Origin of the sequence: Achromobacter sp. 77 (genome assembly GCF_020541125.1) — a bacterium.
GTDB lineage: Bacteria > Pseudomonadota > Gammaproteobacteria > Burkholderiales > Burkholderiaceae_B > Achromobacter > Achromobacter mucicolens.
In genome coordinates this window covers 3054182-3067154 of sequence record NZ_CP059848.1, presented here as the reverse complement: position 1 = coordinate 3067154, position 12973 = coordinate 3054182, and the positions used below count along the sequence as shown (strand labels likewise).

General features: G+C 65.9%; 13 protein-coding genes. 6 read left to right on the top strand and 7 right to left on the bottom strand.

The annotated features are described in order from the left end of the window. Nucleotides 1–10: 10 nt before the first annotated feature. Nucleotides 11–928 carry a LysR family transcriptional regulator gene (locus tag H4P35_RS14180; protein WP_226846015.1) on the bottom strand — a complete coding sequence of 306 codons (918 nt, stop codon included), beginning with the start codon at nt 926–928 and terminating at the stop codon, nt 11–13. 141 nt (nt 929–1069) lie between these two features. On the opposite strand from H4P35_RS14180, the gene H4P35_RS14175 reads away from it, so the two are divergent. After that, nucleotides 1070–1474 (top strand): RidA family protein, encoded by a 405-nt coding sequence (locus H4P35_RS14175; protein WP_217617654.1) that lies wholly within the window; start codon nt 1070–1072, stop codon nt 1472–1474. Nucleotides 1475–1494: 20 nt separating this feature from the next. Here the strand turns inward: H4P35_RS14175 and H4P35_RS14170 are convergent, their stop codons facing one another. Next, complete coding sequence (locus H4P35_RS14170; RefSeq protein WP_226846014.1) at nt 1495–1953, bottom strand: MaoC family dehydratase; 459 nt, start codon at nt 1951–1953, stop codon at nt 1495–1497. A 133-nt stretch (nt 1954–2086) separates the two neighbouring features. Between H4P35_RS14170 and proP the strand changes: the two genes are divergently transcribed. The 4 genes from proP to H4P35_RS14150 all read left to right on the top strand — a co-directional run bounded on the left by proP (nt 2087) and on the right by H4P35_RS14150 (nt 6606). Further along, nucleotides 2087–3619, top strand: a complete 1533-nt coding sequence (proP, locus tag H4P35_RS14165; RefSeq protein WP_226846013.1) for a glycine betaine/L-proline transporter ProP — start codon at nt 2087–2089, stop codon at nt 3617–3619. A gap of 51 nt (nt 3620–3670) precedes the next feature. After that, nucleotides 3671–4549 (top strand): PhzF family phenazine biosynthesis protein, encoded by an 879-nt coding sequence (locus H4P35_RS14160; protein WP_226846012.1) that lies wholly within the window; start codon nt 3671–3673, stop codon nt 4547–4549. A gap of 181 nt (nt 4550–4730) precedes the next feature. Then, nucleotides 4731–5210 carry a VOC family protein gene (locus H4P35_RS14155; protein WP_056318482.1) on the top strand — a complete coding sequence of 160 codons (480 nt, stop codon included), beginning with the start codon at nt 4731–4733 and terminating at the stop codon, nt 5208–5210. Nucleotides 5211–5433: 223 nt separating this feature from the next. Next, nucleotides 5434–6606 (top strand): diguanylate cyclase, encoded by a 1173-nt coding sequence (locus H4P35_RS14150; RefSeq protein ID WP_226846011.1) that lies wholly within the window; start codon nt 5434–5436, stop codon nt 6604–6606. An 18-nt stretch (nt 6607–6624) separates the two neighbouring features. On the opposite strand, the gene H4P35_RS14145 is transcribed toward H4P35_RS14150, so the two are convergent. The 5 genes from H4P35_RS14145 to H4P35_RS14125 form a co-directional block, all read right to left on the bottom strand. After that, nucleotides 6625–7548: a hypothetical protein gene (locus H4P35_RS14145; RefSeq protein WP_370638980.1), complete on the bottom strand. Its 924-nt coding sequence runs from the start codon at nt 7546–7548 to the stop codon at nt 6625–6627. Between the two features lie 536 nt (nt 7549–8084). Further along, nucleotides 8085–9059 carry a tripartite tricarboxylate transporter substrate binding protein gene (locus tag H4P35_RS14140; protein ID WP_142055075.1) on the bottom strand — a complete coding sequence of 325 codons (975 nt, stop codon included), beginning with the start codon at nt 9057–9059 and terminating at the stop codon, nt 8085–8087. A 93-nt stretch (nt 9060–9152) separates the two neighbouring features. Next, complete coding sequence (locus H4P35_RS14135; protein ID WP_062841421.1) at nt 9153–9917, bottom strand: SDR family oxidoreductase; 765 nt, start codon at nt 9915–9917, stop codon at nt 9153–9155. A gap of 60 nt (nt 9918–9977) precedes the next feature. Next, the gene (locus H4P35_RS14130; RefSeq protein WP_226846002.1) at nt 9978–10676 is read right to left on the bottom strand and encodes a fumarylacetoacetate hydrolase family protein; all 699 of its coding nucleotides are present in this window, start codon (nt 10674–10676) and stop codon (nt 9978–9980) included. A gap of 27 nt (nt 10677–10703) precedes the next feature. Then, on the bottom strand, nt 10704–11657 hold the full coding sequence (locus H4P35_RS14125; protein WP_142055081.1) for a 2-hydroxyacid dehydrogenase: 954 nt from the start codon (nt 11655–11657) through the stop codon (nt 10704–10706). A 129-nt stretch (nt 11658–11786) separates the two neighbouring features. On the opposite strand from H4P35_RS14125, the gene H4P35_RS14120 reads away from it, so the two are divergent. Further along, complete coding sequence (locus H4P35_RS14120; RefSeq protein ID WP_226846000.1) at nt 11787–12929, top strand: citrate synthase family protein; 1143 nt, start codon at nt 11787–11789, stop codon at nt 12927–12929. The last annotated feature ends 44 nt before the right edge of the window (nt 12930–12973 follow it).

Genomic DNA, 12973 nt, shown 5'->3' with positions numbered 1-12973 from the left:
TGGCTTCGCGCTAGGCGCGGCCCGCGGGCGAATACGCGCCCACCACCTCGACGATCCAGTCGATGAAGGCGCGCAGCTTGGCGCTGACGTGGCGGTTGGGCGGGAACGCCACGTACATCGGCATCGGGTCCAGCCTCCAGTCCTCGAAGACCGGGACCAGCTCGCCTTTGGCCAGGTGCGGCGCGGACATGTAGTCCGGCAGCCACATCACGCCCATGCCGGCAAGCCCCGCCGCCAGGTAGGCATTGCCGTCGTCCACCGCCAGCACGTAGCGGCCGTGCACATTGACGACCTCCTTGCCGCGACGCATGGCGTAAGGCAGCGCGCGCCCGGTGCGTTGCCACAGAAAACCCACGATGCGGTGGTGCGTGTCTTCAAGCTCGCGCGGGTGCGCGGGCTTGCCGGCCAGCTTCAGGTACGAGGGCGCCGCGTAGACGCCCAGTTGCAGGTCGCCAACGCGGCGGGCCATCAGGGACTGGTCTGTCAGCTCGCCGCCCCGCACGACGCAATCGATGTTTTCGCCGATCAGGTCGACGATGCGACCGCTGACGCCCATGTCGAGCTGGATGTCGGGATAGCGCGCGTGAAAGTCCGGCAAGGCGGGCACAAGCACCATGCGCGCCAGCGGACTGGGCACGTCCACGCGCAGCCGGCCGCGTGGCGCTTCCGCGGCGCTGGACAGGCTGGTCTCGGCATCGTCCATGTCGGCCAGCAGCTTGCTCACGCGCTCGTAGTACGCGGCGCCATCGGCCGTGACATTGACCTTGCGCGTGGTGCGGTTCAACAGGCGCACCCGCAGGCGCGCCTCAAGCTGCTGGACCAGCTGCGTCACGCTCGTCTTGCTCATGTGCAGGGTTTCGGCGGCCTTGGTGAAGCTGCCGGTTTCCACCACGCGCGCAAACGCGGTCATTGCGTCGAATCTGTCCATGGCTGCTCGAAGAGAATTGGGATTGTTTGGATTCTACAAATAGTGATGGATGCAGTTGACCGTTTATCAGCGGGACAGGCGCTTTTACAGTTTGCCCATGTCAACGCGGGCTGTCGGACAGCCCACCACCAGGAGAACCCCATGACCAAACGCGACGTTGTTTTTCCTCCCAATCGCCATGCGCTCTACGAGCGCAACCGTTACTCGCCGGCGGTTCGCTCCAACGGCTTTCTGTTCGTGTCCGGCCAGGTCGGCAGCCATGACGACGGGTCGCCGGAGCCCGACCTGCGCGAGCAGGTGCGGATGGCCTTCCGGAATCTGAACGCCATCCTGCACGCGGCGGGTGCGACGTTTGACGACGTCGTCGACGTGACGGTCTTCATGGTCGATCCGCAGTCGCAGTTCGAAACCATGTGGGAAGTGGTGCCCGAATTCTGGGGCGAGGCGCCGTATCCGAACATTACGGCGGTGGGCGTCACCTGGCTGTACGGATTCCAGTTCGAGATCAAGGTCATCGCCAAAGTGCCCGACGCCGCGGCGGCTTGATCGGGCGGCGCTGCGGCTTATCAAGGCTTGCGGAAGACGACGACCTTGCTCGTCAGCTTCTGCAGCGCCTCGTCGCGCTGATTCGATGTGATCGATTCCACGACCACGATGGCGCGATCGGGCTTAGAGCGCGATGGCGTGATGCTGATCACGGTGCTCGTCACTTTGACCACATCGTCCGGCCGGGTGGGCAGCGGCCACGCCAGTTCGGCGCCTGCGCCAATGACCCCGCGCGCCACGGGAAAACTCTCGACCAGCAGCTTCATGGTCAGCGCCGCCGTATGCCAGCCACTGGCCGCCAGGCCCTGGAACAGCGTGTCTTGCGCCGCCTCCGGATCCAGATGAAAGGGTTGCGGGTCGAACTGCGAGGCAAAGCTGACGATCTGCTCGGCGTCCAAGGCATGGGTCTTGCTGACGAAGACGTCACCGACGGACAGGTCTTCCAGGTAGATCAGCGGCGGCTTGGGGGTCTGTGGCATCGATGGCTCCGGCGAGTATCTGGTGGGTGGGGCATTATGGGCGCGCGTTCGCGCCTTGCGCAATGCAGCGGGCGATGACCGGCGCCGAAATCGGGTCCATAATCGGCATGTCTCGTTTTATGGATGCCGCACCATGGCAGAAACCCCCTCGTTGTCGCAAGAGGTCCGTCCGCTGGAGATCGGCGACATCACCGTCATTGACAACACCAAGCTCAAGAAAGCCGTCACGGCGGCGGCGCTTGGCAATGCAATGGAATGGTTTGACTTTGGCGTCTACGGCTTCGTGGCGTTCGCACTGGGCAAGGTGTTCTTCCCGGACGCTTCGCCCGCCGTACAAACGATCGCCGCGCTCGGCACGTTTTCCGTGCCGTTTCTGGTGCGACCCTTGGGAGGCGTGTTCTTCGGCATCATGGGCGATCGCTTCGGGCGCCAGAAGGTGCTGTCGCTCACCATCATCATCATGGCCATCAGCACGTTCTGCATTGGCCTCATCCCCGCATACGCCACGATCGGCCTGTGGGCGCCGATCCTGCTGCTGCTGTGCAAGCTGGCGCAGGGCTTCTCCGTCGGGGGCGAATATACCGGCGCGGCGGTTTTCGTGGCGGAGTACGCGCCGGACAGGCAGCGGGGTTTCCTGGGCAGCTGGCTGGACTTCGGCTCGATAGCCGGTTTTGTCGTGGGTGCGGGCATGGTCGTGCTGTTGCAGACCATGCTGGGCGAGCAGACGTTTCTGGACTGGGGCTGGCGCATTCCGTTCTTCGTGGCGGGGCCGCTGGGCCTGTTGGGCTTGTATCTGCGGCATGCGGCCGAAGAAACCCCGGCCTTCACGCAGCAGCTCGAACGGATGGAAAAGGAAGATCGCGACGCCGTGCAGGAAAAGCCGTCGGTGTCGTTCCGCGAGATCTTCGCCAAATACCGCCGCGCCTTGCTGGTCAGCATCGGCATGGTGCTGGTGACCAACATCACCTATTACATGCTGCTGACCTATATGCCGACGTACCTGTCGGGCAGCCTGGGCTACACCGAAGGCCACGGGGTGCTCATCATCGTCGTGGTGATGGTGGGCATGCTGTTCGTGCAGCCGGTGGTGGGTTTCGTCAGCGACAAGGTCGGGCGCAAGCCGTTTCTGCTGGTCGGCAGCCTGGGGCTCCTGGTCACCGCGATCCCGTCGTTCTTCCTGATCGGCAGCGACAACACCGCGCTGATCTTCCTGGGACTGCTGCTGATCGCCATTTTCCTGAACTGCCTGATCGGAATCATGGCCTCCACGCTGCCGGCGCTGTTCCCCACGCGCATCCGCTATAGCGCATTGGCCAGTTCGTTCAATGTGGCCATCATCTTCGCCGGGCTTACGCCCACCGTGGCCGCGTGGCTGGTCGAAGAGACCGACAACCTGATGATGCCGGCGTACTACCTGATGGCGGCGTCGCTCATCGGGCTGATCACCTCGTTCTTCCTGCCCGAGACCGCCAACCGGCCGCTGCGCGGCGAGACACCGACCGCTTCCAGCCGCAAGGAAGCCAAGGTGCTGTTGCAGCAGGCGTACGAGCACATTGAACAAAGTGTGCAGGACGTGGATGCCGAGATCGCGGCACTGGAAGAAAAGCTGGATGCGCTGCGTGTGCGCCGCCAACGGCTGGCGGACAGGCATCCGGGTATTGAATGAGAGCTGCCGCCCGGCCTTGTCCGGGCGGCGCTTCATGTTAAGGAGCAAGTCATGAGCGTGCCATTCAAGCAGGTGGATGTATTTACCAGCGAACCCTATCGCGGTAATCCCGTCGCGGTGGTGCTGCTGGCGCAGGGCATGACCGACGAGCAGATGCGGCGTATCGCCAACTGGACGAATCTGTCGGAAACCACCTTTGTGCTGCCGCCAACGCAGTCCGGCGCTGACTATCTAGTCCGGATCTTCACCCCGCAGGCCGAGCTGCCCTTTGCGGGGCATCCCACGCTGGGAACGGCGCACGCGCTGCTGGAAGCTGGCATCGTCCAGGCGCGCGGCGGCAGGCTGGTGCAGGAATGCGCCGCGGGCCTGATCGACCTGTCGGTCACCGAGATCACCGGCGGCAGTCCGCGTATTGCCTTCACGCTTCCCGTGGCCCAGTTGACCGAGCTCGGCGCAGACCTTGTCGATGAGATGGAAGGGATATTGGGTTCGGCGGTGCTGCACGATCCCGCGCCCAAGCTTGTCAATGTGGGCCCGGTGTGGACGATCGCACAGTTGCCCAGCGCGCAGGCCGTACTGACGCTGCGCCCGGACTTCTCCCGCATGGCCGAGTTCGACCGCCGCAACCAGGCCGCCGGCATCGTGGTGTATGGGGCGTACGGCGAAGGCGCGGAAAGCGCCATCGAAGTGCGCGCCTTTGCGCCCAGCCTGGGCGCAAACGAAGACCCGGTGTGCGGGAGCGGCAACGGATCGGTGGCGGCGTTCATCCGCGATGCGGGGCAAGTGCAGCAGTTCGGGACGGAATACCTCAGCACGCAGGGCGCGGCGGTGGGGCGGTCGGGCAGGCTGAACATCGCGTTTGGTGCGGACGGGGCCATTCGCGTAGGCGGGCAATCCGTGACGTGCATCGACGGCCGCATTGCAGTGTGAACGTGCGCCGGCATGCGGGGCGGCCGGCGTGGGGGCGGCCGGCTCAGGCGGCCGGCGCAGGCGCGGACGGCTCAGGCGCGATCCGTGCCCGGTTTTCGGCTGGCGCGGCGTGCACTATGCTTGAACGTCGCGCATTGCAGCAAGGGTTGAGCGCATCACTTTCCTGCCAAGGAGGAGCAAGATGGCCAGCAAAAACACGATTTGCCTGTGGTACGACGGCGACGCGCTCGACGCGGCGAATTTTTACGCCCGGACGTTTCCGGACAGCGAGGTGGGCGCCGTCCATCGCGCGCCCGGCGACTACCCGTCGGGTCAGCAGGACGACATCCTGATGGTCAACTTCACCGTCATGGGCATTCCCTGTGTGGGGCTCAATGGCGGCGACGCATTTCAGCACAACGAATCGTTTTCCTTTCAGGTCGCGACCGACGATCAGGCCGAAACCGACCGCCTGTGGGACGCGATCGTCTCGAATGGCGGCCAGGAGAGCGATTGCGGCTGGTGCAAGGACAAATGGGGCGTGTCCTGGCAGATCACGCCCCGGGCGCTGCTCGCGGCAGTCACGGATCTTGACCAGGCAGCTGCCAAGCGTGCATTCGAGGCGATGATGACGATGAAGAAGATCGACATTGCGACCATCGAAGCCGCGCGCCGGGGATGATGCCGCGGTTTGCAGAGCGGGCAGCGCGCGCGGTGAAACGCCGGGCCAGTTCCGTGGATTGGAATCTCCGGTTTTGGGGGCCGTATCAGCAAGAATGACCTGTCGATAGAACAAAAATCCGGGGTCGGATGACAGGCCCCGGTAAGGATGTTGCACGCGTGGGAAAGCCCCGTAAAATCCCGCAGCCGCCGCGATATTTCGGCGAAATCTCCTGACTTTCGAGATGTACGTCGATCTTCTCACTCTTTACCTGTTGGCAGTCGGAACACTGCTTGTCAGCGCCGGCCTGATGTTCTGGGAGCAGCGGGCCAATCCCAAACGCAGCAAGGAACTGCGCATCCTGGCAACTGGATTCGCCACGCTGGCTGTCGGCTGCGCGGCAGCGCTGTATCGCCGCGACCTGCCTGGTGTCAGCGGCGCGGCGATCAGTAATCTGGTCATCCTGGGTGGCTACCTGCTGGTGCTCAATGGCGTTGCCGCGCTGAGCGGACGGCGATATGTGCGCATCTCGGTCTTTGTGCTGGTCGGGATGGGGCTGACCTGGGTGATCGGCGGCGTGCGCTGGCTGGACGTCATGTGGACGCACGTAAGCTCGGTGCCGATTGCGCTCGTCAGCGGACTGACGGCCTGGGAGCTGTTGCGCTGCCAGGCGCTCAAGCCACGGCGCTCGCGGTACATCGTGGTTGCGGTTGCCGGGGTGCATACCGCCGTATATGCAGCACGTGCGCTTGTCCTGCCGTGGTTCGCGACCGAGTCTGGCGGCCAGGTTCTGGCGCTGGCCGGCAAGCTCACCATCTATGAAGGCGTGCTGTATTCCGTGGTGCTGCCGATGATGCTGCTCAAGCTCATCCGCGACGAAACTCACAGCCAGCTGCTGATGGAATCGCAGACCGATTACCTGACGCGGCTGGGAAACCGGCGCTGGTTCGTCGAACAAGGCGCGCGCATCCTGAACGGCAAGGAAGGGCGGGGCACGGTGGCGGTGCTGGCATTCGACCTGGATCACTTCAAGTCCGTCAATGACCGCTATGGACATCAGGCGGGCGATCAGGTGCTGAAATCATTTGCCGAAACCGCGCGCGAGGTCCTCGGTGACGACACCATTCTTGCGCGCATCGGCGGCGAGGAATTTGCCGCGCTGCTCTGGGGGGATGACGCGAAGGGCGCCCACACGTTGGGCAAGGCCATGGCCGAGCGTTTCGCGGTCACCGTCTCGAACCGGATGGACGGCATCGGCATTGCCGCGACAGTAAGCATCGGGTTGGCCCGCTTCGAGGGCGACACGCCCACCATCATGGACGCGCTGGCCATCGCGGACCAGGCGCTCTACCGGGCCAAGAAAATGGGCGGCAACCGGCTGGAACTGGCGGGCGAGCCCGCGCCGGTCACGGCTTGACCGGCAGGGCCCCTGGGGTCATTGCTGCGCCACGTAGGCCTTGCGCGTTGCGTCGTAGGTGTAGATGACGGCGTCGGCCGGACCCAGCTTGCGGGTCTTGCCCGGGCCGGAGATGGTGTTGCCGGAGAACTGCACGGTCAAGCGCGGCAGGTCAGCGGTGCCGGTGGCGCTAAAGACCAGTTCACCCTCGCTGCGCGTACACGGCATGACGTCGCCGTCCGCACAGGCCGGACCGTTGTCCTCGCCTGCAATCACCTCGCCCGCATACGCCCACACCTTGTCCTTGGCCTCATCCTGGCGCTTTTCCGGCGGCGTGAAGACGAGCAGCGTGTAGCCGCTGATCGTGATGCCGTTGTCGAACGTCTCGGTGGGCACCGCCAGCAGCAGCTTGCCGGCTGCCGTGCGGTATTCCCGCGGCTTGCGCCGCGTGTCGACTTCCGGCGGCCGCTCGTACGCACCGAACTCGCCGATGGTCGGTTCCATGCCACGGAACTTCCAGGGGCTTGAAGGCGATGCGGGATCGCGGGTGAAGGTCGCCTCGGCAAGGTTCACCGTCGTCATCGGACCCACATCGTCCTCTCCCGGCTTGCCATAGCGTTCGGCGGTTTCCCACACGAAGCCGGAGTAGTACGGCGTGCCATCCATTTCGAAGGCGTGGCCGAACCAATAGGTGGCCACGCTGCCGTTAGCCACGTCTGCGGAGTCGGCGCCCTTGCTGTCGACCTGGTGGATCGCGTAGAGGACCGATGCGGCGTCAGGCAGGGCGGCCTGCGCGCTGGCGGCAGCGGAAGGCGCGGACGTGGCCGAGGCGGGGTTAGCCGGTTCCGCGGCAGCCGATGCCGAGGCAGCGGATAGTGCGGCGGCCGGCGCTCCGGCGGCCGGCGCTCCGGCAGCCGGTGCTGCGGCCTTCTCTTGCGCTGCGTTCCCAGGCGTCGGGCTCATCGCCGCGAATGCGGCAGTGATCGCCGCCACCAGGAGGGCGGCCGCTGCCGCGTTGCCCGTCCGCAAACCCTTTCCTTCCGACTTGCGTGTAGACGCCATGTCCTTCTTCTCTCTCTCTATCGCGATATGCAGCCATCGCCGGTCGCCGCCGGCGCGCCATCGGGTCGCGGTGCCGGTGGGCGCCGCAAGACGGGCTGCATGGGGAATTAATAGTGCCAAATCGACCGGCGGGCTCGACCATAGAAGGGGGGCGAGAAGGGTGTCAAGGCAACTCTTGCGCGGCATAGAGGGCGGCGCATGCCGCCGGCGCCCGCGGCCACGGCGGGCGCGGGCGTGCGGATGCCCAGCAATTTCGGGGGATTCGCGACGGAAGGGACGCGGCGGGCAGGGGTAAAAGGCCCTTAACGCCCTGTTACCTTGGCAATACTCAGGGTTACCGGAAAGGCGACGTAGCGCGATCCGGGCTCCATCGGATCGCGCCACGCGCGTGCAAGAGGCTGCGGCGGCGCCGCAGTCTCTTGCATGCCGGTCAAAGGTCACTCGGCCTCGATCTTCGCCTCTTTAACGACCTTGCCCCACTTGTCCAGGTCCGACTGGATCACCGCCGCGTATTCCTGCGGCGTGCCGCCCTGGACTTCGATGCCCGCGGCTTCCAGCTTGGCGCGCACGGCCGGCTGCTTGAGCACCGCGTTGATCTCGGCGTTGAGCTTGGCGACGATCTCCTTGGGCGTGCCCGCTGGCGCAAGGAAGCCGCCGTTGGTGTTGGCGTCGTAGCCCTTCAACCCCTGTTCCTGCGCGGTCGGCACGTCCGGCAGCGCCTTGGTACGATTCGCGGTGGACACGGCAACCGCGCGCACGTTGCCGGCCTTGACCTGCTCCTGCATCGCGCTCAGCGTGTCGATGTACAGGACAGTGCGGCCCGCGAGCAGATCGGGGTGCGCGGCGGACGATCCCTTGTACGGGATCAGCAGCATGGGCGCGCCGCTGACCATGCGGAACATTTCGGCCGCCATTTCCTGCGCGCTGCCGCGGCCAGACGTGGCGACCTTGGCGTCATCGGGATGCGCCTTCATCCAGTCCACGAGTTCGGGCAGCGTCTTGGGCGGGATTTTCGGATAGACCGCGAACACCAGCGGAATTTCGTGGGTGTAGACGATCGGCTCGAAGCTCTTTTGCGGATCCCAGCCCAGGTTCTTGAAGAGGTACTTGTTGATGTTGTGGCTGCCGCCCACGATGCCGATGGTGTAGCCATCGGGCTTGGCGTTGGCGAGCAGCGCGGTGCCCAGGTTGTTGGAGGCGCCCGGCCGGTTGTCGACGATGACGGGCTGGCCCAGCGACTGCGACAGCTTTTCGCCGACGACGCGCGCAATCATGTCGATGCCGCCGCCCGGCGGCGCGGGCACGATGATGCTGATGGGACGGGCGGGATAGCTCTGCGCCGCGGCCAGGCCGGGCACGGCGGCAAGGACTGCCGAAAAGGCCAGGGTCTTGGCCAGCGTGGTGAAGGTCATGCTTGTCTCCTCGGGGTGGTCAACTTCTGTCAACTCTGTGAAGCGCCCTGGCGTGCTGCATCCGGGGCGCGGGTTGGGGGCGCAGTCAGGGCCTTAGCCGCGCCCGGTAAAGGGCATGGCGCTGGCCATGACGGTCATGGTCAGGACGTTGGCGTCCAGCGGCAGCGACGCCATGTGGCGTACCGCCTTTGCAACGTGCACGGCGTCCATCATGGGCTCGGGCGCGACCGTGCCATTGGCTTGCAGCACGCCGCGCGTCATGCGTTCGGACAGTTCCGTCATCGCGTTGCCGATGTCGATCTGCCCGGCCACGATGTTGAAGGCGCGGCCATCCAGTGCCAGCGACTTGGTCAGGCCCGTCACCGCATGCTTGCTGGCGGTGTAGGGCGCGGTGAAGGGGCGGGGAGTATGCGCGGAGATCGACCCGTTGTTGATGATGCGGCCGCCCTGCGGCGACTGGCGTCGCATCAACCCGAAAGCCGCGCGCGCGCAAAGGTAGACGCCCGTCACATTGGTGTTGATGGCGTTGAACCACTTTTCCAGCGGCAGTTCGTCCATGGGCACGGCGGGGGCGTTGACGCCGGCGTTGTTGAACAGCAGGTCCAGCCGGCCGAAGCGGCTTTCAATGGTGTTGAACAGGGCTTCGACGCTTTCAGGGCGGGTAACGTCGGTGGGCACGGCCAGCGCAGTCTGGCCGCGTGCGGTGGCCTCGGCCTGCAGGCTCTGCAAAGGGTCTGCGCGCCGGCCGGCCAGCACGACGGTCCAGCCGTCGTCCAGCAGCGCGACGGCGGTGACGCGGCCGACGCCGCTGCCGGCGCCGGTGACCAGCGCAATCTTTTGGGTGGTGCTTTCGTTCAAAGCGTGACTCCTGGGGCGGATGGAATAGCGATGGGTGATGGAAGGAATCGGCGTGAGCCGTCAGGCGGCGCGAGGGCGGGCAACGGTCATGGTCAAAGCCCCGATATCGGCCACACCCGCGCTGACGACGTCGCCAGGCGTTAACGGGCCAACGCCCGCAGGCGTGCCGGTGTAGACGAGATCGCCGGGCGCCAGCGTTACCGACCGCGACAGCATCGCCACCAGCTCGGGCACGGACCACAGCAGGCCGGACAAGTCGGCGCGCTGGCGGTCTTGCCCATTGACCGTCAGCCACACCGCGCCTTGGCGAGGATGGCCGCACACGGTGGCCGGCACGATCGGCGTGCAGGGCGCGGAATGATCGAAGGCCTTGGCCGGTTCCCACGGGCCGCCCGCGCGCTTGGCCTGCTGCTGCGCGTCTCGCCGGGTCATGTCCAGCCCTGCCGCATAGCCCCAGATGTGCCGCGCTTCGACGTCCTTGGGTTCGATGTCCTTTCCGCCGCGGCCAATCGCCACGACCAGTTCGATCTCGTGGCAGAAGTCCGCCGTGTCCGCGGGATAAGGCAACGCGCCGCTGGCCGGAAACACCGCGCTGGCAGGCTTCATGAACCACGCCGGCATGTCGGTGGGACGCGGCTCGTCGGGCAGCCAGCGATAGTTGCGTCCGATGCAGAAGACGCGCGCGACCGGAAAGCGGGCCGCGCTGCCGGCGATCGGAAGCAGGGTGGGTGCAAGCGCGGGAAAGACCAGGTCCGTCATGACAGTTCTCAATGCGTGCCTTGCGGCTCAGGTCGTCAGGCTCATCGACGGACGTTCGCCGGCCAAGGCCTGCGCGATGCTGTCCAGCACCATCTGGCCCATCGCGGCGCGCGTCTCCCAGGTGGCGCTGGCGCGATGCGCCTGCAGCGTGGTGCGATCCGACTGGCGCAGGGCCGCCGGCACGCGGGGTTCATCGACAAAGACGTCCAGCCCCGCACCCGCAATGCGCCCGGCCACCAGCGCCTCGGTCAGGTCCGCCTCGTTGACCAGACGCCCGCGCGCTACGTTGACCAGGAAGCCGCGCGGGCCCAGCGCATCCAGCACCTTGGCGTTGACGATGCCCTCGGCCTTGTCGGCCGCGGCGCTCAGCACCAGCGCATCGGAGCTGCGCGCCAGTTCGATCAGGTCGGGCACGAATTCATGCGGCAGGTCGTCCATGGCGCGCAAGTCGGTGTAGCGGATCTGGCATCCGAAGGCCGCGGCGCGCGTGGCGACGGCGCGGCCCACACGGCCCATGCCGACAATGCCGACGCGCATGCCGCTGAAGCGGCGCGCGAGCGGGATGGCGCTGGGCGAGGGGAATTGTTCCCACAGGCCTTCCCGCACAAAACGGTCACCCGCGCACAGGTTGCGGCAGGCGGCGATCAAGAGGCCGATCGCCAGGTCGGCCACGTCCTCGGTCAGCGCGCCCAGCGTGGCGGTGACCGGCAGGCCGCGGCCGCGGCAATAGGCCAGGTCCACTGCGTCGGTGCCCACGCCATTGACCGCCACTACCTTCACGCCCGGCAGCTGTTCCAGCATGGCCCGCGAGATGCCGGTGTGGCCGCCGGTGATGACGGCCTCGATGCCGGCGCCGTGCTCGCGCAGCCAGGCCGCCTGATCCGGAATCTCGAAGAACTTGTGCACCTGATACCGCGAGGCCAGCTCGTCGTTGACCGCCGGGATCAGGATGGGATTGAGTTGCAGGACCTGGGGCTTCATGTCGGTTCGGCTCTGTTGGGGGACCGGCTGCGGGTCCGCGTTGAACATGGATCCCATGGTATTTAATGATTGATTTGTAAAGCAATATTGATCTATAAAATCAACATATAAACTTTGCTACAGAAGATCATGGGCACCTGGATATCGATGGCCGAAGCGTGCAGCCAGCTTGGCGTGCGGCCGCAAACCATCTACGCCTACGTCAGCCGCGGCAAGCTGGAAGTCATGCCCGATCCGGCAGATACGCGCCGCAGCCTGTACCGCGCCGAAGACGTTGCCGGGCTGGCCAAGCGCAAGCAGGCGGGCCGCAAGCACGAAACCCTGGCGACCAACACGCTTTTCGGCGCCGAGCCCAGCATTCCCACGGCCATTTCCACCTTTCACCGGCAACGCCTGTACTACCGCGGGCAGGATGCCGTCGCGCTGGCCGCGTCGGCCAGCCTGGAGGAGGTGGCCCAATTGCTGTGGAATTCCGATCAGCTGGCAGACTTTTCGTGCGCGGTGCGCGTGTCCTCGCCCGGCCGGGTCGCGGCCTTCACGTCGCTGGCCGCGCTAGCCGCCACCGGGCATTCCACCCGCGGTCGCATGACACGCGTGCTGCACACCGAGTGCCAGAGCCTCGTCGGCCAACTGGCCAATGCATTTGGCGCGCAGCACGGCAAGCGCCCGCTGCACCTGCGTTTTGCGCAGGCGTGGAAGCTATCGCCGCAATCCGCTGAGCTTTTGCGCACCGCCATGGTCCTGCTGGTGGACCACGAACTGACCAGTTCGGCATTCGCCACGCGCATCGCGGCGTCCACGGGCGCGTCGCTGCCGGCGTGCCTGCTGTCCGGCCTCACCACCTTGTCCGGGCCGCTGCACGGCGACGCGTCCGGCCGCGTCAAGGCGCTGTTCGATGACGTGGCGCGCCAGGGCGAGGACCACGTGATCGCGCATTACCTGTCCACGGGCCTGCCGCTGGCGGGGTTTGGCCATCACCTGTATCCCGACGGAGACCCGCGCGCAGCCGCGTTGCTGGCGCGCTTCGAACCGGCCGAGGTCATCACGCGCTTCATTGGCAAGGCCACGCAACTGACGGGTCTGCATCCCAACATCGACGTCGCCCTGGCCGCGCTGGCGGCGCATTGCGGCCTGCCGGACGATGCGGCATTCGGGCTGTTCGCCACGGCGCGCAGCATTGGCCTTCTGGCGCACGGTCTGGAACAACTCAGCGTTGCGCAGGTCATCCGGCCGCGCGGCCGTTACGTCGGGGTTTTGCCGCAAACGGCGTAGCGGCACGGCAATGTTCGGTATGCTGCAACGTACCGGACAGGAGA

Bases quoted from the DNA above. Each gene is read 5' to 3' on its own strand.
- H4P35_RS14180 (WP_226846015.1), bottom strand. From the start codon at position 928: ATGGACAGATTCGACGCAATGACCGCGTTTGCGCGCGTGGTGGAAACC.
- H4P35_RS14155 (WP_056318482.1), top strand. From the start codon at position 4,731: ATGGCCAGCAAAAACACGATTTGCCTGTGGTACGACGGCGACGCGCTC.
- H4P35_RS14145 (WP_370638980.1), bottom strand. From the start codon at position 7,548: ATGAGCCCGACGCCTGGGAACGCAGCGCAAGAGAAGGCCGCAGCACCG.
- H4P35_RS14150 (WP_226846011.1), top strand. From the start codon at position 5,434: ATGTACGTCGATCTTCTCACTCTTTACCTGTTGGCAGTCGGAACACTG.
- H4P35_RS14170 (WP_226846014.1), bottom strand. From the start codon at position 1,953: ATGCCACAGACCCCCAAGCCGCCGCTGATCTACCTGGAAGACCTGTCC.
- H4P35_RS14140 (WP_142055075.1), bottom strand. From the start codon at position 9,059: ATGACCTTCACCACGCTGGCCAAGACCCTGGCCTTTTCGGCAGTCCTT.
- H4P35_RS14120 (WP_226846000.1), top strand. From the start codon at position 11,787: ATGGGCACCTGGATATCGATGGCCGAAGCGTGCAGCCAGCTTGGCGTG.
- H4P35_RS14125 (WP_142055081.1), bottom strand. From the start codon at position 11,657: ATGAAGCCCCAGGTCCTGCAACTCAATCCCATCCTGATCCCGGCGGTC.
- H4P35_RS14130 (WP_226846002.1), bottom strand. From the start codon at position 10,676: ATGACGGACCTGGTCTTTCCCGCGCTTGCACCCACCCTGCTTCCGATC.
- proP (WP_226846013.1), top strand. From the start codon at position 2,087: ATGGCAGAAACCCCCTCGTTGTCGCAAGAGGTCCGTCCGCTGGAGATC.
- H4P35_RS14175 (WP_217617654.1), top strand. From the start codon at position 1,070: ATGACCAAACGCGACGTTGTTTTTCCTCCCAATCGCCATGCGCTCTAC.
- H4P35_RS14160 (WP_226846012.1), top strand. From the start codon at position 3,671: ATGAGCGTGCCATTCAAGCAGGTGGATGTATTTACCAGCGAACCCTAT.